Genomic DNA, 18,436 nt, shown 5'->3' with positions numbered 1-18,436 from the left:
ATGGAAGTGTTACTACTCAATAAAAAAGCGTCACAGTTAGATTTGCCTAACTGTGACGCTTTTTATTCGCTATAGTCGATTATGGAAATTCAACATCGAATGAACCATCTTCTGTTTTTACCAACTCGGATAATAATAAATTTCTGATTGCTTCCAGATAAATTGCTTCACGCATTTGAGTGAAAGAACGGTGTGCCTCTACTTGAAACTCATAGATGGGACGGTGTTGTCCCCAGTTTCTTCCATTGATGACTGTTTTCAATTGCTGCAAGTTGTCTGATTGTTCGATCCAAAGAGTATCCAACGCTTTTAAAAGAACGATTCGCTTGAAGAACAGCTGTTGGAAACTGTCCGGCATGAATTGTTGAATGTGAGTCAAACGATCTGAAATCAGAGCGAATAAGAATTTTTTGACGGTTCGTTTATTAAATTTATCAAGTTTCTCGATTTCAAAAATATCAAAATTATAGTCCAAATTATTAAAGATGAAATCAAGGATCGCTTGTTTATTTAGATTCTCTTTCTTGGTGATGAATTGATTGATTGCTTCTTCCATGCATTTGTTGAAGATTTTTTCTAACTCAACTGGCGTGCCTGTCATGATACTGTTCCTCATGCTGTACATTTTGTCTCTTTGAATGGTAATGATTGAGTCAAATTCTAGCGTTGTTTGACGTCCAGCAATTTCTTGATTTTTGCGATTGCTTTGAGACTGATTGATCAATTTATTGTATTTTTTCTTTTTTAATGGCTTTAAACCATTGGCTAATTTTTCTTGTTCAGTTAATAGTTCTCGTTCCTGGGCTGCCCATTTAGGTGCACTTTCAACAACGATTTTATCCTCCATGGATACATAAAAAATGCTATCACCAGGGTCTCCTTGACGTCCGGAGCGCCCTCGTAGCTGATTATCGATTCGGTCACTGGTCATTCGTTCTGTTCCAACTACTAACAGACCACCATTTTCCCGCGCGTCTTGTTCAAGTTTAATGTCTGTACCGCGTCCAGCCATTGAAGTGGCTACTGTTACGGCTCCTTTTTTGCCCGCTTCTGAGATGATCCAGGATTCTTTGGTCGCTGTTGTAGCATTTAAAAGGTTATGAGGAATTCGATGCTTTAAAAGAATCAGGGAGTATAAAGTCGACATTGAGACCGATCCTGTTTCAATCAAAACGGGACGTTCTTGGATCAAAGCATTTTTTACTGCTTCCAAAGAAGCCATGATCTTTGACTGATTGGTAACATATACGAGGTCCTGATGATCTTTTCGGCGAATGGGTTTATTCGTTGGAATTTCGATTACGTCAATATCATAAGTTTCACGAAATTCGTCAGCGTCTGTTTTGGCTGTCCCGGTCATTCCGGATAAAATCTTGAATTTTCGGAAGAGATTCTGATAGGTAATGGAGCCCATGGATCGGCTTTCCGTGGTGATCTCTACACCTTCTTTGGCTTCGATTGCTTGATGAAGCCCAGCTTGTAGTTTTGTTCCGATCAACTTGCGCCCGTTTGCTTCGTCAAGTAAAAGAATTTCATTGTCTTCCACAACATAGTCTTTGTTTAAGTGCAAGAGATAATTGGCCCGCAAGGCAATGACTAAATGGCGGTAAAGATTTTTCCATTTTTCTGAAAGAATGTTTTCGATACCTAAATAGTCTTCTGCTTTTTGAATACCTGTTTCTGTAAACCAGGCGTGGCGCTTATTTTCGCTCCTTAGGTAGTCTTTCCCTTCAATCAGGCTCTTTACAAACCAATCAGATAGTGTAAAAAAGTTGGACTGGACTTTGGGAGCTCCTGAAATGATTAATGGTGTTTGAGCCATATCGAGTAATATTGCATCGATTTCATCAATCAATACATAATTGAAGTGAGTAACGTATTGTTCATCTGGAGAAACCGCCAAGTTGTCAAACAAGTAGTCAAATCCCAATGCGCTATGGGTAGTATAGACAATGTCTGCTGCATAGACGACCTCTTTGTCGATTTCTTCTCCTTCATCTTCATGTTCGGGGACTCCAGCAGCCACGGTTAGTCCTAGAAAACGATAGACTTTCCCGGTTTCCTCAATATCCCGCAATGCTAAATAAGTATTGGAAGTAATCAAAAAATTGCCTTTGCCTCCCAGACCGTGTAAGTACATCGGCATGGTGGCTGTCAATGTTTTTCCTTCACCGGTTTTCATCTCAGCAACATTGCCATAAAAAAGAGCAATCGCGCCAAGAATTTGGACAAAATAAGGTTCCATTCCTAAAACACGACGGTCTGCTTCGACAACTACAGCATAGGCTTGTGGGAGTATACTCTCTAACTTTTTTCCTAGTTCGAGTTGTTGACGAAAAAGAATAGTTTGCATTTGTAATTCTTGGTCCGACAATTGCCGATACTTGTCTGCGAGATTTTGAACCTTTCTCGCTAACCGCATATATTTGCGGAATTTTTTATCTTTCATTTTTGCTGATCCTTCCCCAAAAAATTGATAGTGTGAGCAGATTAATTTGTATTACTGGCTAATTTAGCACGAATCATTACGTCCTCTAGTTCAAAAAGATAATCCTGCATCAAATCATTGGCTTCTAAAAAAAAGACGATTTTTCCCTTCGGAGCAGCTAGTTTCATTTTTTTTGACGCAATAAGTGGTTCCTTGTTTTGATCAAGCAATGCTTCACCAGAACTTGTTACGAAGTGAAGGGAAAACGTATAGGTTTTGGTGGTGTCCATATTATAGTAGGGAAATTCCCCATGATAGATGGACTCTTGATCAGCTACCTCCAAAGTATCTTCAGTCCGTAAAACGACAGCTTTCAAGTCTAATCTAGGACTAGGTTCATTGTCAGGAGTCCTTGATTCTGCAGTCTGTGTTTCATTATTCGTCAAAGTATCTTTCAAAAAAAAGATACCTCCTAACAGCAAAACAAGAGGTATGATGAGTTCAATTAGTTTCTTCATATGAAATCCTTCTTTTTAGGGATGTTTCTACGGAATTTTCTCCCCTTTTTTTTTCCAATCCTCGTCATTCTCAGACAATCATCTAAAAATGAAGCGTTGTTTTCTTATTTGAATTTAAAACGATGATACCACAATGACTATCACCAGCTTTTCATTTTTTTTTTCGTTTCAACAAAAAAACAAATAAAAAAGGGGGATTTAAACTTGCTATTATTTTGTTAATCCTTACAGATGAAAAAAAGTAAGAAAAATTGGAGATGAAAATGAAGAATCAAAAAGAACTTATTCGTAGGATCATCGCGAGTTTCTTCCTGTTGTTCATCGTTGAGATAGGAAAGCATATTCCGATTCCTTTTTTTATTTCAGAAAAGATACCAGAGGAATCAACTAGCTTGATTCTGAAATTCTTAGCAACATCAACCGGTGGAAATTTCACTGTTCCAACGCTTTTTTCTTTAGGCATGGGACCGTACATGACTGCTCTGATCATCTGGACAACGATCAGCATGATTGATACAGAAAGTATCGGAAATCTTTCCACAAAAAGAATTGGCTATATTCAACGTTGTTTGACTCTTTTATTTGCTGTCCTTCAAAGTTGCGCATTAGCGTTAAAATTTCGTTCATCAATGATCGATCAAAAAGCTGTTGGGGGATCCGTTGTCTTGTTGTTTTTAGGAGCAGTCCTTATTTTGACTGCTGGAGGATTGTTCGTTGCGTGGCTAGCCGATATCAATATCGACAAAGGAATCGGTGGTCAAAGCTTGTTTATCGTTCCAGGTCTATTGATGAATATCCCAGCTATGTTAATTTCGGGACAAACGGAATCCGTCCACTTGAGTCAAAACTTTATGATTGGTTTGGTTATAGTGACTTTAATCTTTATTTATCTAACGCTTTTCCTTTACAGTGCAGAATACCGCATCAATATTGAACGGACAGGTATTGATAGTCGCTTCAACAATTCGTACATTCCCATTCGTCTTTTGCCCGCAGGAGCGATGCCGTTTATGTTTGCGGTAACCGTCTTTTCAATGCCGCAGCTTTTACTCTTGAATGAAAAGTGGGGAGACACAGGCTTTTCGAATTTTATTACGACTTACTTTTCATTTAATAATGTGCGGGGTGTTTTCACTTATGGTCTGATTCTCTATGTTTTAGGTTATGGATTTAGTTTTATTAACGTTCGACCCTACGATATAGCCAAAAATCTTAAAGAGACAGGAGACTATATTTTAAATATTGCACCTGGTAAACAGACGGAGAGATATATATTGAAGCGATTATCTACGGTTGCATTGCTTGGCAACAGTTATCTTGTGATCATTTCAATGATTCCATTATTGATTGGGTTGCAAAATCAGATCATTTCCAACTTGGCTTTTTATTTTGGAAGTATTTTTATGTTGATTATTATTTTGGAAACTATCACAAATGAAATACGCTTCCTCTTTTCCAGACGCACTTACCGGATTTTTTAGAGGATGTTAGGAGGCAATTCTTTGAATTATTTTATTCCCGATTGGACGACCAGCAGCGGCAATTTAGAAAGTGACTACATGATGAATGTCATTCAGCTTTTCAAGAACAATCGAGAACCGTACCACTTATTGTTATTGGAACATATCCCGTTTTTACGCTATCAGATGCATGCGTATGGGTTAGAAGCAGCTCAGATGACTTCGCTTTACGATCGCTTGCAAGATATTCACAAGAGCAATGGGTTTCCTTTAGATGTAGATGACTTGCCTCTTTCTCATAATGTGGAGAAAGTCTATACGCCTTTTGGTATCACGCTGATCAAGGAAGATCAACCATTTGGTGAAATTCGTTTCAATGCTTTTGGCTTTGCGGAACAAATGTATTTAATGACGGACCCTTACCGACAAATTCTCTTCTTCGATGATCGAGGATTTATTTCTGCAAAATCATTGCAGACAGATAAGGGGGAACAAGTAAAGAGGATTTATTATAACGAATCGGGAATGGAAAAATGTGTGGAATACTTTGGAGAAAATCCGCATGTTGAGCTGATTGATCCTCAAAGAATTGGATTAAAGAAAAGTCAGTATCGAAGTATGGAGGATCTTCTCTTAGAAATGATGAATCAATTTCAATGGAACAGTGAATCCGAAGATCAACTGATCTGTTTGACAAATGAGCGGAATCTGCGATTGGTCAAAACGAATGAGCAACGAAAGCGAGTGATTCAGATCGTTTCTGATGCTCACCAACTTTCAATGTGTGCACCAGAGGAAAAAGCAGAATTGTGGGCAGCCGAAAATAAAATTATTACTGATTCCACTAGTAATCAAACAGCGCTCTTATCTTTAATGAGACATTCCGGTGTCAATGACCCATCTCGTATACAGCGCATACCTATTTACACAACTTCTTTCCATCTAGGCAATAGCAACTCCATTCCGCAGCTGGTTCTTTATTGGAACGCCGGTGAGCTTAACGAAGACGTTCTGAGAATCCATCACTCATTGCTGCAAAAAGTCATTCAAAATGATCGTTATGACTTAATTATCGAAACGACGACATTCCAAAGCGAAGTCGTTTTACGTGAAGCACAAAAAGAAATGATTGATACTCACTTTGGTGTCGATAGTGAATCTGAGGAGTATCAGAAGGTATTGAAGTATTTTGAAGCAAAAAAAGCGAAGAAGTTATTTAAAACAGATGAAGAGGCGATTGAAGAGATTCGAGAAAGCGAAAACTGGAGAAATCTGGTAGAAGCAGTTGACGTTAATTTCAGGATTCACTTTCGATTGGATTCTCACCTCACGACGATTCGACAGGATTTCAATGAGACACGTTTGTATATTGATTTGTCTGCTGAAGTTGATGTGCAGAAACAAGCATTGGCAGTAAGCGCAGGAATTCCTCAGCTCGTTAGGAAGAAAACCGATTATGTTGATGACCAAAAGAATGGGCAAATCATTGGTCAAATCAGAGACCTAGATCCAGCAATCGCTTTTTATATGGATGATTTAAACAATTGGAACCAAGCGTTAGTAGAAAATATCAGTTATATTGAACGATTTAGCGAAGAAAATGTCATCAAACAATGGAGGGATCTGCTCTATGGCGTCGTCTAAACAAATAAAGATATTCCATGTTGCGGCTGCAGCTGTTTCTTCAGAGTGGCAAAAACAGCTTTCTCCTTTGTTTGTTTATCAATGGCTTCCGTTAGTCTATGATTTCAGAAAAGATGAGCAGGAACTGCAGCTGTTCGAGAAAGACAAATATAACAGCAAGTACCATCGAGCCCTTTTTCTACTAGAGAAGGATGCGGCGATTCTTGAAAACATGGAGCTATTGGAACAACTGCCAGCCTATCAAATCTTTTACGAAAAAAAATGTCAGATGTCTCCCGAAGTTCAAACGCTCTTCACATTAAAAGCTGCGGAGATGTTTGATGAAAAACAGTTGGAAAATGTTTTTAGTAGCATCAATGAACAATTTTCAGCGAAGCAGCAAGGATATAAGTTATCGATGGATCATATGAAATTTAATAAAGATGTATCGTTGCAGATCACTAAAGAAGGGCATGCAGCTTGTCAGGTAAAGGCCCAATTGACACCGGATTATCAGCAAATCATTACTTGGAAGATGACGAACCTGATCCCTAAAGAGGAACGGACATGTTTTTATCCCGAGATCGCAAATATCCAAGGAGAGGCGATACTGAAGATCAAACTTTTTTTCATCAAAGAAAACACAAATCAGGTCATCCAAGTGATTGAGATCGCCCACGATCGCATTCTAAATGGGGATCCGATTTACTTCAAATTGGATCAACAGGCATACATCAACGTCTCATTGTATGCCAAAGGAAATCAAGGGCAATTTACGCTCGGACAAATGCACTTGCGACGAGCAATGGCAGATGAAAGTGTCATGATTCCAGGCGGAGGCCGGATCCGGGATGATGAGCATCTGGGCGGAGAAGTGATCTATTACTTTAATCCAGGAGACCTAAAACCTCCATTAGCGGTTTATTTTTCCGGATATCGCTCTGCTGAAGGATTCGAAGGCCGTGGAATGATGGGGAGCATGGGCTGTCCTTTTCTACTGATTGGTGACCCCCGTTTAGAAGGAGGGAATTTCTATCTAGGCAGCCAGAAATTTGAACAAGAAATCGTAACAATCATATTAGAAAAACTAGCATTGTTGGGATTTCAAAAGTCGGATCTCATTTTATCTGGATTGTCGATGGGCACTTTCGGCGCTCTTTATTATGCGAGTGATTTGAGTCCAAACAGTGTCATCGTGGGGAAACCGTTGACGAATCTTGGTTCTATTGCACTCAATGAACGCATCAATCGGCCAACAGGATTTCCAACCTCATTGGATATGTTGCTTTACAATATTGGGAATGTTTCAGAAGAAGCAAGTAGTCAATTGAATGGACGTTTCTGGGAAAAGTTTAAAAGTGGAGACTACAGGCAAACGACATTTGCTATCGCCTACATGAAACAAGACGATTATGACATGGAGGCATTTCCAATGTTATTTGAATTTTTAAAAAACAATTTTCCCATGACTCGTGTTCTATATAAAGGCATGATAGGCCGTCATAACGACAATAGTCCCGCCATCAACAATTGGTTTTTGAAACAATACAAAAATATTCTTGTGCATACATTTCATCGGAATATCAAGAAAATTTTATAAGAAATGGGGGAGTCGATGAATAGCATGTACCGTATCAAGTGGGGGATCGACTTTAATGATAATTACAATTATGGCGCAAAAATAGCCTACACATCCTCTGGTGACGTCGCTTATTCTTCACCTCTGATGCCTCCTGGCGTCAGTATTAAGTCCTGGTATTCGAAAACAGAATTTCACAGTAGTCGAAAATCACCTATGTTGCCGATGCTGCTGCCTGGACACGAGTACGAGTTAACACTTCATGCTGAATTCGATCGTAAGGAAGCAGTCCAGCTGCTGGTAGAATTTTTTGGTAAAGACGGTTTTTTTCTTGAAAAACTGGTTTTCGAAACAAACCAGGAGAGCTTCCGCTTTCCACAAAATGCCACTGATTACCAAATTCATATGGTAAACAAAAAGCACCAACAAATTCTTTTTAAGGAATTGGTTTTATCCACTAAGGAGAACCAAGCTTTGGCGGTGGTTCCTATAGGAGCAAACTCAGACTCAAACTCAGGAGCAAACATTGTTGCAGTTACTCCGTTGGTGGGGGAAAGTGCTGCATTATCGGTCGTATTCGAAAAACAGAATAGTTATGTCAAAGAATATTCACTTCCTGATTGTGAAGCGGGAATATTTATTGAACCAGGTGTTACGGCTGCTTCATCGTTTTTGGAAGTTTTGCTTGAACAAATCTATCAGCGAATCGATAATCCTGATCAAATCACCCTTAAAATGGGACAAAATTTTTCTTTACTGGAATCCTGTTATCACGATGATTTTTCCATACTGGCTTTATTATTTGCAAAACCAAACAAAGAAACTGAGTCAACTGAGCTTATGCATCGTTTGCAGAAAAAAATCGTACTTAATCGAAGGGCACTGAATGTATTAGAAAATTTAAAAGAAAATAGAAAAAAATCAACCTAAATAAAAGGGGGACATCATGAATTTTTTTGTAAATAAAGCAATGGGAATCGGCAATTCTGGCGTGGAACATGCACAGTTCTATCGTGCTGCTTGTTTTGATAGAAAAAATATTCCGTATAAATATATTTTTATGGAATTAGTAAAGAATCTTCATGAAGCGATGGCAGCTTGGAAGATACCAGACAATAAAGTCATCTCCATGTGGGAATATTTTGCCCTAGAAGGTGACTATTTAAGACAAGGAGCTAAAGCGGCTTTTACCGCGAAACAAGATCTCTTAGTAGACGCCACGAACACGCATAGAATTAAAGAAACCATCACATCATCAGGATTGAAGATCGTTGAGCACATGGAAAAATCCCCTAGCCGAAAAAAAGAAGGGTTATTGCTAGTTTCAGATTATCGGGTAGAGATTTTTGACTATCGAACGAATCAAAGAAAAATCATGTACAGCTATCGCAATGATCCTCATCGAGGAAGAGTGATGACGAATATTCACTTGTTTGCTTTTAAGGGCAAACATCGGTTCTTTAGAAATGAAGTCTTGCTGCAACGCTTTTTCTTTAAACAATTGATGGAAGAGTTCCCAGAAACCAAAACTATCATCATTGATCGAGGAGAAGAAAGTGAGGCCGCCTTATATGATCATTGTCCTCCGGAAATCAAATTGATCGAAATAGTACATGCTGATCATTTATCTGATCGCGATGTACCTTGTGCGCCTCTTTGGAACAATTATTATGAATTTGCATTGACGCATTTAGAGCAAGTTGCTCACATCGTTGTTGCGACAGAATTGCAGAGACAAGATCTACTGATCGATTTTCCGAACGAATCCAAAAAAATTGTGACGATCCCTGTGGGGGGGATTCGCGATATGGCAGAAGAATCATTTGAAATAGGCAAACAACAGGCGGAGAAGTTTGTGACGGTCTCTCGCTTGGCATCAGAAAAGCACATTGATCTTGTGATACGTGCAATTGCTGCAGCAAAAAAAGAACATCCAACCCTCTCTTTAGATATCTATGGTCAAGGCGGAGAAGAAAGCAAGTTGAACGCAATAATCAAGGAGCTAAATGCAGAAGAATATATTCAATTAAAAGGCCACTCTCATGCGATCAATGAGGTATATCCCAATTATGATGCTTTTATTTCTGGCTCTTTTTCAGAAGGATTTGGATTGACCTATATCGAAGCATTGAATGCGGGATTACCAATTGTGACGTACAAGGCACGTTTTGGGGCGATGGAGTTGATCAAAGAAGGGGTCAACGGGTATTTGAAAGACTTTTCCAGAAATGATGATACCTACAATGTCCAGCAACTAACAGAAGGAATTCGTCAGTTAGTCGCTACTGATTTAAACCAACTTAAAGCCAACACCCGCAAGTCTGTCCGGATGTTTCAAGACTCGATAATTGCAGAGAAATGGAGTGAGTTGATCGATGCATTATGAATTAGTCACTGTGATCCGACCCAATGACCGGATATGGATGTCACAAAGATCACGAATCAAAGAAGGAAACCAAGTGTTGTCTATCTCCCCAAGTCCAAATTTTCAAGCGATGCTTCAAAAAGAAGCGGTGCAGGGAATAAATATTTTAGATCAAGTCACACAACGGAGCCACGATCCAGAAACCTTTTTATTTTTTAACCAAGTCCCAACGGCTTATTGTACAGAAGTCTATATGAACGAAGATCGTACCATTTCGTTGATTACAGACGGAGATGAAATAGGCAAAGTGAGCTTATACCCTATGACTAGAAGACATGTCAAAGAGGTTCGGTACTTCTATCCGGATGGCACGACAGACTTCATTGAAGAATATGCCGCTGACGGGAAATTATTCTCAACTATTTATTATTGTAACGATCAGGTTCAAGAGATTGCTTTTTTCAATGATCAGCAGCAAAGCATCTTGAATTATTACTTTTATCAAGGAGCAATCAACTTGGTCACGATTCGTGATACCGCAACATTGAAGGTAACCCAAAAATTTAATACAACACTTGATTTCATTCGGGAACAGTTAGCTTTGCGGTTAACAGAAAATGATACCGTGGGAATTTCATACATGGGATTAGAATTGTTCGCTTTAGCAACATCTAAATCAAGAAATACCCTGTATCTGGAAGAGTCGCCTCTTGATGGCAAAGGGAATATCAAAGGGAATTTAATGAGTATTTTAGATGATCACATCTCTTACATCCATAGGGTGGAAGTGGATCAGAAGAATTATCAACTATTGGCAAATAAGAATGTTTGCATGGACAAAGTTGTCTTGAAAGGATGAAGACGAAATGAAGAAAATGAAGGCCAATGAATTGTATGAGCAAATCATGTCATTAATCAAAGAAAACAGCGGATCCATGCTCTCTTTTGAGAATGAGCAGAAGGAAGCAAAGCGCATCCTGCATCAACAAAAAGAATTGATTGATCAATTGATTCAGATCAATCAAGAGATGAAAGCAATGATCAATAAGTCAGAAAATGACATCGATCTAAATGAGATCCAAGCGTTAAAAAAACAATTCAATGCGTCTTTTGAGCAGCAGCAGGAAGAGCAAAACAGATTGCAAATGATTTATGAAAAACTCTTTTCTGCTTACGAGGTTGAAAAGCAAATGCTTCGGACGTATTTCTTGAATGAAACCGATCAGATCATTGACATGTTGACCTCAACCGTAGAAAGACAGGATAGCGAAGTGAGTCAATTGAGTCAAGAGCTGATTCATGAATTGCGTTCATTAGAAGAAACAGAAGTAGAAGCTAATACAGGTACAGAGGAAAACGAACCAACAGAAAACGTTGCAGAAATGAGTGAGTCGCTATAGCTGGCAACTGATCAAATCCAATAGTTAAACACTGTATTCTTCATAGTTGTTAGCTGGAAATAAACTGGGGAGAGGTGATTTCGTTGGCAAATAATCAGTTAGATAAAACGATTCAAGCAGGATTTCAAGAAGAACGAGAAAACGTAAGAGATCACTCGGAAGAGAAAAAAAAAGGGAAAGCTGTCACCATCGTGCTTTCCTTGGTTATGTCGATCGTGATCCTTGGATCGTTGGTCTATTCTTTGTTGGAAGCATTACAGAAGTAAAAATTGGAAATAGGTCCTGCATTTTAGAAAAAAGGATTTGAAAAATATGGAAACTAGATTACTAAGCGTTTGTCGATTAATCAGTACGATCAACCCAGACTTAAAGATACCTGATACATCAGTAGTTGCTGTCAATATTGATCGCGAGAAATTAGAAGAAATCCGCAAATGTAAAGGTCTATCTGTGAAATCTTTTGAAAGAAAGATTGGGTTATCTCGCTCACGATATTATAGGTGGGTACAATATGAGATCGACCTGCCCTTCGAATTGGTTGTTGGAATCAAGAAAATGTTGAGCATATCAGATACGGAATTGTTAGACATGTTTGCTATGTCAACAGATGAACAACTTCATCTATTAAGTGTATTGATTTATAGTTCTTTATCAACGAAAGAGGACATGTTCGTCACCTTTCTCAAAGTCAGAAAAGAGTTAGAAAAATTTCGTCCCTCTACTGAGGATAATGTGATGTTTAAACTTATGCTGGCCTATTCTGACCTCGTGTTCGGCTGTATGAACCAGAAAGTCCCACAAGCAAGTTTAGAGATGCTTGAAACATTTTTTCTGGGAACTGATTTTTATACATTATTTGATAGTCTCTTATATTTGGCTACGTTGCGCATCAAACATCGCTATGGATTGCAATCCTCTTCTTTAGAAAAACAAATTTTTTTGTTAGAAAGCTGTTTATTAAAGAAAATAAATGCAACTGACTTTACTGAACTGCGACCAGTTTTAGTAGGAGCTGTATTGGATTTGTCGGAATGTTTGGTAGATATGCAACACTGTGAAGATGCCATTCAATTGCTTCAACATGCGAGTCGTTTAATGGAAGAACATTGGCATATTGATGTCTACAATCAAACGGTTCTAAAGCTAGTCAAATATCTGATCCTCACAAGGAATACTTCGCAAGAAGATCCAGCTGTCCAACTGTTTTCCAAAAATTTGAAAGGTGCAGAATGGTGCTTACCAAAAGATGAAGTGATGTTTGTACGAGCAATGATGGAAAAGGAGATGGGGCAAGCGTGAATCGGTGGGTGACTACGATCATTGAATCGAATGCAGCAGATTCAGTCAAAAAGGCGAAAGCAGATGTTTATGACATTGCCAAGGGGATGGATTATCAGCCTTTATATATTTATCGTTATATCGATGAGAATGAAGATGATTACGCACTTATCTCGAGGATCGATGGCATTACAGCTGGTGTTGCCAATCAAGATATGGTGGTCTACCAATATCCAAGTTATAACGGTGCCCATTTCGACCGGATGTTTTTACAAAGAATGAAGCAAAGAGGGATCTATACGATCTTATTCATCCATGATGCTGAGATGTTGCGGGGGAAAGTCGACTTTGATGAAGCAGCTCTTTTCAACGAAGCCACATTATTAATCGTTCATAGTCAAGCTATGCAAACAGCCTTAGTCGAACGAGGAGTGACCCGAAAAATGGTCCAAAAACCGTTTTTTGACTATCGACACAAGGAAGTAAGTGTCAATCATGAAAGACCAGAAAAACGAGTTGTCTTTGCAGGGAATTTAGCAAAAACCCTTTTTTTACAGCAATGGCCCAATCGCACTGAAATTCTCGTATATGGTGAAAAGGATGACCGCCCTTTTGGTCCAAATGTCCATTATTGTGGTGTATTTGAGCAAGAAGAATTGATTCGCAAGATGGAGAAGAACGGCTTTGGTCTTGCGTGGGATGATAAATTGCCAGCTGGTGGTGACTATCAACAGTACACGAAGTATAATGCGCCTCACAAAATTTCATTGTATCTTTCATTAGGCATCCCTGTCATTGTATGGCAACAAGCAGCCATAGCAGAGATGGTACAGAAACTAGGACTTGGGATTGTTATCGCTGGGATTGAAGAAATTGACCATAAATTAGGTGAGTTAACAGATGAAGAAATGCTGCGAATGAAGAACAATGTTCTTTCATTTAGTTGCTTACTACGATCGGGAATATTTACTAGGACTGCACTAGTGGATTCAGAAGTAAAAATACTCCTAAACAAAGGGGCAAATCAAGAATGACACAATCGATGATCACAAAAAAATTATCCACAATTGTCCAGATCAGCGAGCTAGACCAGATGCTGGCAGAGATGAATCAAACGATCGAACAACGGGATAGTAAAATTGCGCGATTAAAGCAAATGATTTCAGAAAAAAAACAGTCCACCATTGGGTATCGCGATTTTTTTATTCTGAAGAACAGTCAAGATGAGCTGAGAGATCTTTGCCAAAAAATTGACTTGCAGCGGGTCAAAGTCAATGATCTTTTGGAACATGTACGCAATACAAAAGCGATTTTCAACGATTTGTTTTTTTTAGAAACAGAAGTCAACGAACAGGCGAAGAAAATACAAGAACTGTCAAATGCATTCTTTATCCAAGCGGAAACAAAAGAGTAGCGGCTGAAACAACAACAGGATGTTTGGGGAGCAAGAAATCATGACCAATAGGGAAGTTAGGGGGATTAGTGTGGACAAAATCATTGCATTAGACATTGATGAATTTCGAGTAGGCGTCGTTGGCTATGGTTATCAAGATGTCAGAAGTTCTGTTTATTCAGAAGTCAAAAAAAATAATCTGCAGTATCTTTTAGGAAAGAATAATGAACCGACCCACTCCAAAAACAAAGTCGGGGAACGAATTCTTCTCGGGGGAAGCGAGCAAGAAATTACTTGGGGCTTCGACAAGTTATATAGTCGACGTTCAAAGGCGTACCAAACCTTTGGAAATCCACTGGCAGCCATTGGAGACCAAAATTTTAAGACATATATCAAAACGATACTTTCTTATTTAGTAGAGAAGAGAACCTCGCTTTTCACTGAAATTGCAAAGGATTGCTTTAGCTGTTCATTGTGCATTGGCGTAGCAACAGAAAGTTTTGACCGGCTGGCTGAAATCGAGAGGCAACTGGCAGATGAATTCGAGACAGTCGTTAATGGTACCCACTATCGGATACGAATCGAACGAGTAAAACTGATCCCCAAATCGCTGGCTGTGATTTTTGAAAGCAGACGAAACGATATTCATTTAATGTTAGGCGTTGAAGAAATTCTGGCTGGATTGACTTATGTGTTTGAGATCAATGATCATTATCTAACTTGTGACAGTTATGAAAATGGCGAACTGATCAAAAGTACAAAAGTTACAGACGGCTTGTATGAATTAGCCGGCAACGTGGTACAAGCTTACCAAGAAAATGAGGGAAATCATCCCACGTCAACTTTTGATTTGGATGCTGGGGTAATCTACGATATGCTGGTCACAACGAAGAAGAACAATCCATTTATTGTGACGATCAATGGACGTCAGACCGTCGATTTAACCGAAATCGTTAAAAAAGAGCTGACGGCTCTGACGGATCAATTCATTGATTATGTCAATAGTGATCAGGATGTTCAATATGCGGATACAATACTGATCCGGGATATTTCTGCAGGAACGATCAATGAAAACACAGTGAATCAGGCCTTAGCTAAAATGGGGCTATCTTGTAAAGTGTTTAATAATAAAAATGCGCTGGGAATGTATTTATTTGGAGAATTGTTCTGGCAAGACCAACCGAAGACTTCGGCTGCTCGCTTTGAGGATAGCCGTCCATCAGCTATGAATCATGGTTTTTCAGAACCGGAAGTGCGTGCAGAACCTGCACCAATCGAAGAGTACGTCGAATCAACAACTAACCAAATTGATTCCGAGCTATCAGAAGTTATCGAGCAAAAGAGTCATTATCGAAGCTCATCTGTGGAAGCAATTTTTGCAGAACAGTCAGAATTGCTTAAGTTCTTGATCAATGATGACAAGGAGCCTTCCATTTAGCAAAGAAAAAGAGAATTTTGATCGTTTATCGATCAAGATTCTCTTTTTCTCGTAGTTGGATTTTTTTGCTTAAATCCGATACTCGAATAGGGCAATGGTCATCGGCAATCATCTTTCAGCCAAGCTGTCGCAGATGAATGAAGGATCATTCTGTGCTTTAATCGTCTTCGGAGGTTTGCTCCTTCTGATTGCTGGTATCCTCATTTACCGACACCGTAATAAAACATTCTTTGGGGAAAATCCATTTATTTAGTTCAGAAATGTTTTTCTCAAAGGTTTTTGATTACTGGTTATTTTATAAGGACACCTAAAATCTGTTTAAATTTTTGGCTCATTTGCTGTGCAGATGGTACACTAGAGACAAGGGAGGGATCCTATGCTTTGGCTGATAATTGTACTTATTGGACTGATTGCTGGGTTATACTATATTTACCGAACTGCAGTCCTAAAAAAAGGTGTACGTTATTTTGTATCTGCTCTGATCATGCGCAATAACCATTGGTATGAAAAAGAAGGCAGAAAACAACTTGTTCCTTCGGGACAGCGATCACAGGAAGCACCTTCAACTTTCTGGCAAGGAGGGTCCGAATGTACCCTTACTTCAACGGATGATGTTCTGTTACATGCACGGGTCTTTGATCAGTGTGCCAAAACATGGGTGATTTGTCTTCATGGCTATCGCAGTTCTGGACAAGTCGATTGTCAAGATGCCGCGGAACGCTTGTGGCAAGCCGGACACAATGTCTTAGTGCCAGATCTTCGCGGACACGGGCAAAGTGAAGGTCTTCAAATCGGGTTAGGCTGGTTGGATCGCTTAGATTTGATTCTCTGGATCGATAAATTAGTTGAAAAAGATGCGCAATGCCAGATTTTCTTGTATGGTCAAGGGATGGGGGCCGCAACAGTCCTCTTAGCGAGTGGAGAAGTATTGCCTATTCAAGTTCGAGGATTGATTGCAGACAGCAGCTATACCTCGATCTATAGTTTGATACGAGCCAATTTACCGCGTCTTTCTGGATTACCCGTCAAACGGTTCCTGCGTATGGCAAATCGTTACAGTAAACAATTAGTAGGGTACCCATTTCTACAGATCTCTGTCACGCGCCAACTAGGTAGTAACCATTTACCTGTTTTATTTTTACATGGTTCTGAAGATCCATTTGTCTCAGCAGAAGAAACAGACACATTGATGGAAGCAACTGCTGGGGAAAAAAAGCGAGTCATTTTTCCAAAGATGGGTCATCTTCAAGCGGTCACAGAAAGTCCAGAATATTGGCCGACTATTCTACAATTTATCCAGGCAACAGAGTAATAGGGCATTTGAATTTTTTTTAACTAGAAAGGAATGTGAAAAAATGGAAATCAAAGAAGAAAACAAACGTTTTGCCTTATACGATGACGGCAAGGAAATCGGAGAAATCACCTGGCAAGAGGCGCCAGACGATGTGTTGGTGGTTGATCATACATTTGTTGATTCTGCGTATCGCGGTCAGAAGTTAGCACAAAAATTACTGAACGCGGTGGTAGAAAAAGCGCGCCGCGAAGATCGAAAAATCATGCCAGTTTGTTCATTCGCTGTCAAAGAGTTCAAAGAAAAATCAGAATATGATGATGTATTGGCTCGCTAAATTTCGGTAGAAAATGATTTAGACAACAGTCGTGCAACAACGATCTTTATGTTGCTGTACGGCTAGTGTCTTTTTTTGTTCAGGATTTAGTAGTTGTCTTGTTTGGATGTGGGCAACATCGCCATAGCATCCATAAAATAAACTGGAAAAAAGGTCCCGAATGTGGTAGAGTTAGAAGGACGATTCTAGCAAGCAAGGAGGAACTATCGTGTACAATATATTATTAGCAGCAGTGATTGTGATTTCTGTGATCATGGTTATTACGATTATGATGCAACCAAGCAAACAAAATAGTGCTGCCAGCGCGTTTACGGGTGGAGCAGACCAATTGTTCGGTAAACAAAAAGCGCGTGGATTTGAAGCGGTAATGCAACGTTCAACTGCCATTTTAGGCTTTGTATGGATGGTCTTGCTATTTCTTTTGGCCTATCTGTCATCAAAATAATTGGATGAAATTTGGAACCTCTCGGCTGCGAGGGGTTTTTTCTTTGCCAAAAATCTTATGAACGCATTTATCGTTGAAATCATCGAACTATGGTAGAATTGGACGTGAGGTGAAACGAAGAAATGAAGAATTTTAACCAACCAAAACCAGTGTTTGCTCCCCACGGAGATCGGGCAGTGATTTTGTTCCATGCTTATTCTGGTAGTCCCAATGATGTGCGGATGCTTTGCCGATTTTTAGAACAAAAAGAGTATACTGTTTATACACCGATGTTTTCGGGTCATGGGACAACAAACCCTGAAGATATTTTGAATCAAGGAATTCAACAATGGCGAGCAGATGCCAAAGCAGCGATTGAATTTTTGAAAGAAAAAGGCTACCAAAAAATTGCTGTGTTGGGATTGTCCATGGGAGGCATCTTTGCCATGAACAGTTTGACACAAGCGGAACCTGTGCTAATCGGTGGTGGGCTATTCTGTTCACCGCTCTTTGAAACAAAGAATGATGTGCCGCGAAATTTTGAGAAATATGCAGAAATGATTCTGCAATACTCTTCTTATTCATCCGAAGAGCAGCAAATAATTTTGGCTCGCGTACCGCAACAAGTCAGAGCTCAACTGCTAGAAATTGAATCAATTGGGCAAGAAACAGCAACTAATCTTGACACGATCGATGTGCCTGTTTTTCTTGCACAAGCAGGAAGAGACCGTATGATCGATCCCCAGACGGTTTTTCGCACAGCAGCAGCATTGTCTCATGTGCCCTACACATTACAGTGGTATCCACATAGTGGACATGTAGTGACTGTCGGCCCAGAACGAAAAAAATTAGAACAAGATGTTTGGGCTTTTCTGGAAAGCCTCGCTTGGGAAGGGTAAAAA

The 18,436-nt window shown here is 39.4% G+C and carries 18 protein-coding genes; 16 read left to right on the top strand and 2 right to left on the bottom strand.

Annotated elements, in window-relative coordinates:
• Positions 1-79: 79 nt before the first annotated feature.
• Together secA2 and EG2_RS03540 are read right to left on the bottom strand one after the other, a co-directional pair.
• A complete protein-coding gene (gene secA2 / locus EG2_RS03545; RefSeq protein ID WP_060813514.1) occupies positions 80-2,449 on the bottom strand; it encodes an accessory Sec system translocase SecA2 in 2,370 nt (789 codons plus the stop codon).
• 41 nt (positions 2,450-2,490) lie between these two features.
• On the bottom strand, positions 2,491-2,946 hold the full coding sequence (locus tag EG2_RS03540; protein WP_060813512.1) for a hypothetical protein: 456 nt from the start codon (positions 2,944-2,946) through the stop codon (positions 2,491-2,493).
• A 263-nt stretch (positions 2,947-3,209) separates the two neighbouring features.
• On the opposite strand from EG2_RS03540, the gene EG2_RS03535 reads away from it, so the two are divergent.
• The 16 genes from EG2_RS03535 (at position 3,210) to EG2_RS03460 (ending at position 18,433) form a co-directional block, all read left to right on the top strand.
• Positions 3,210-4,427, top strand: a complete 1,218-nt coding sequence (locus EG2_RS03535; RefSeq protein ID WP_060813510.1) for an accessory Sec system protein translocase subunit SecY2 — start codon at positions 3,210-3,212, stop codon at positions 4,425-4,427.
• A gap of 21 nt (positions 4,428-4,448) precedes the next feature.
• Complete coding sequence (gene asp1 / locus EG2_RS03530; RefSeq protein ID WP_249024259.1) at positions 4,449-6,050, top strand: accessory Sec system protein Asp1; 1,602 nt, start codon at positions 4,449-4,451, stop codon at positions 6,048-6,050.
• Entirely contained in the window at positions 6,037-7,629 is a 1,593-nt protein-coding gene (gene asp2, locus EG2_RS03525) for an accessory Sec system protein Asp2 (protein ID WP_060813505.1), read from the top strand. The genes asp1 and asp2 overlap by 14 nt, the downstream gene beginning before the upstream one ends.
• Positions 7,630-7,644: 15 nt before the next feature.
• Complete coding sequence (gene asp3 / locus EG2_RS03520; RefSeq protein WP_060813502.1) at positions 7,645-8,538, top strand: accessory Sec system protein Asp3; 894 nt, start codon at positions 7,645-7,647, stop codon at positions 8,536-8,538.
• Positions 8,539-8,554: 16 nt separating this feature from the next.
• Complete coding sequence (locus EG2_RS03515) at positions 8,555-9,994, top strand: glycosyltransferase (protein ID WP_060813500.1); 1,440 nt, start codon at positions 8,555-8,557, stop codon at positions 9,992-9,994.
• On the top strand, positions 9,984-10,832 hold the full coding sequence (locus tag EG2_RS03510; RefSeq protein ID WP_060813497.1) for a hypothetical protein: 849 nt from the start codon (positions 9,984-9,986) through the stop codon (positions 10,830-10,832). The genes EG2_RS03515 and EG2_RS03510 overlap by 11 nt, the downstream gene beginning before the upstream one ends.
• A 7-nt stretch (positions 10,833-10,839) precedes the next feature.
• Positions 10,840-11,373, top strand: coding sequence for a hypothetical protein (locus EG2_RS03505; RefSeq protein WP_060813496.1), 534 nt, complete (start codon positions 10,840-10,842; stop codon positions 11,371-11,373).
• A 74-nt stretch (positions 11,374-11,447) separates the two neighbouring features.
• Positions 11,448-11,639 carry a hypothetical protein gene (locus EG2_RS03500; RefSeq protein WP_003127570.1) on the top strand — a complete coding sequence of 64 codons (192 nt, stop codon included), beginning with the start codon at positions 11,448-11,450 and terminating at the stop codon, positions 11,637-11,639.
• A gap of 46 nt (positions 11,640-11,685) precedes the next feature.
• The gene (locus EG2_RS03495; RefSeq protein WP_060813494.1) at positions 11,686-12,672 is read left to right on the top strand and encodes a helix-turn-helix domain-containing protein; all 987 of its coding nucleotides are present in this window, start codon (positions 11,686-11,688) and stop codon (positions 12,670-12,672) included.
• A complete protein-coding gene (locus EG2_RS03490; RefSeq protein ID WP_060813492.1) occupies positions 12,669-13,685 on the top strand; it encodes a sugar transferase in 1,017 nt (338 codons plus the stop codon). The genes EG2_RS03495 and EG2_RS03490 overlap by 4 nt, the downstream gene beginning before the upstream one ends.
• A complete protein-coding gene (locus EG2_RS03485; protein ID WP_060813490.1) occupies positions 13,682-14,065 on the top strand; it encodes a hypothetical protein in 384 nt (127 codons plus the stop codon). The genes EG2_RS03490 and EG2_RS03485 overlap by 4 nt, the downstream gene beginning before the upstream one ends.
• A gap of 70 nt (positions 14,066-14,135) precedes the next feature.
• Positions 14,136-15,482: a hypothetical protein gene (locus tag EG2_RS03480; protein ID WP_249024258.1), complete on the top strand. Its 1,347-nt coding sequence runs from the start codon at positions 14,136-14,138 to the stop codon at positions 15,480-15,482.
• 376 nt (positions 15,483-15,858) lie between these two features.
• A complete protein-coding gene (locus tag EG2_RS03475) occupies positions 15,859-16,794 on the top strand; it encodes an alpha/beta hydrolase (protein WP_060813488.1) in 936 nt (311 codons plus the stop codon).
• A gap of 43 nt (positions 16,795-16,837) precedes the next feature.
• Positions 16,838-17,110 carry a GNAT family N-acetyltransferase gene (locus tag EG2_RS03470; protein ID WP_003127577.1) on the top strand — a complete coding sequence of 91 codons (273 nt, stop codon included), beginning with the start codon at positions 16,838-16,840 and terminating at the stop codon, positions 17,108-17,110.
• Between the two features lie 208 nt (positions 17,111-17,318).
• Entirely contained in the window at positions 17,319-17,555 is a 237-nt protein-coding gene (gene secG / locus EG2_RS03465) for a preprotein translocase subunit SecG (protein ID WP_003127578.1), read from the top strand.
• A 122-nt stretch (positions 17,556-17,677) separates the two neighbouring features.
• On the top strand, positions 17,678-18,433 hold the full coding sequence (locus EG2_RS03460; RefSeq protein WP_060813485.1) for an alpha/beta hydrolase: 756 nt from the start codon (positions 17,678-17,680) through the stop codon (positions 18,431-18,433).
• Positions 18,434-18,436: the final 3 nt, after the last annotated feature.

The sequence above is a fragment of the Enterococcus gallinarum NBRC 100675 genome, assembly GCF_001544275.1.
Lineage (GTDB): Bacteria > Bacillota > Bacilli > Lactobacillales > Enterococcaceae > Enterococcus_D > Enterococcus_D gallinarum.
This window is presented reverse-complemented; position numbering and strand designations above follow the sequence as displayed.

Bases quoted from the DNA above. Each gene is read 5' to 3' on its own strand.
- secA2 (WP_060813514.1), bottom strand. From the start codon at position 2,449: ATGAAAGATAAAAAATTCCGCAAATATATGCGGTTAGCGAGAAAGGTT.
- EG2_RS03540 (WP_060813512.1), bottom strand. From the start codon at position 2,946: ATGAAGAAACTAATTGAACTCATCATACCTCTTGTTTTGCTGTTAGGA.
- EG2_RS03535 (WP_060813510.1), top strand. From the start codon at position 3,210: ATGAAGAATCAAAAAGAACTTATTCGTAGGATCATCGCGAGTTTCTTC.
- asp2 (WP_060813505.1), top strand. From the start codon at position 6,037: ATGGCGTCGTCTAAACAAATAAAGATATTCCATGTTGCGGCTGCAGCT.
- asp3 (WP_060813502.1), top strand. From the start codon at position 7,645: ATGAATAGCATGTACCGTATCAAGTGGGGGATCGACTTTAATGATAAT.
- EG2_RS03515 (WP_060813500.1), top strand. From the start codon at position 8,555: ATGAATTTTTTTGTAAATAAAGCAATGGGAATCGGCAATTCTGGCGTG.
- EG2_RS03510 (WP_060813497.1), top strand. From the start codon at position 9,984: ATGCATTATGAATTAGTCACTGTGATCCGACCCAATGACCGGATATGG.
- EG2_RS03505 (WP_060813496.1), top strand. From the start codon at position 10,840: ATGAAGAAAATGAAGGCCAATGAATTGTATGAGCAAATCATGTCATTA.
- EG2_RS03495 (WP_060813494.1), top strand. From the start codon at position 11,686: ATGGAAACTAGATTACTAAGCGTTTGTCGATTAATCAGTACGATCAAC.
- EG2_RS03485 (WP_060813490.1), top strand. From the start codon at position 13,682: ATGACACAATCGATGATCACAAAAAAATTATCCACAATTGTCCAGATC.
- EG2_RS03475 (WP_060813488.1), top strand. From the start codon at position 15,859: ATGCTTTGGCTGATAATTGTACTTATTGGACTGATTGCTGGGTTATAC.
- EG2_RS03470 (WP_003127577.1), top strand. From the start codon at position 16,838: ATGGAAATCAAAGAAGAAAACAAACGTTTTGCCTTATACGATGACGGC.
- EG2_RS03460 (WP_060813485.1), top strand. From the start codon at position 17,678: ATGAAGAATTTTAACCAACCAAAACCAGTGTTTGCTCCCCACGGAGAT.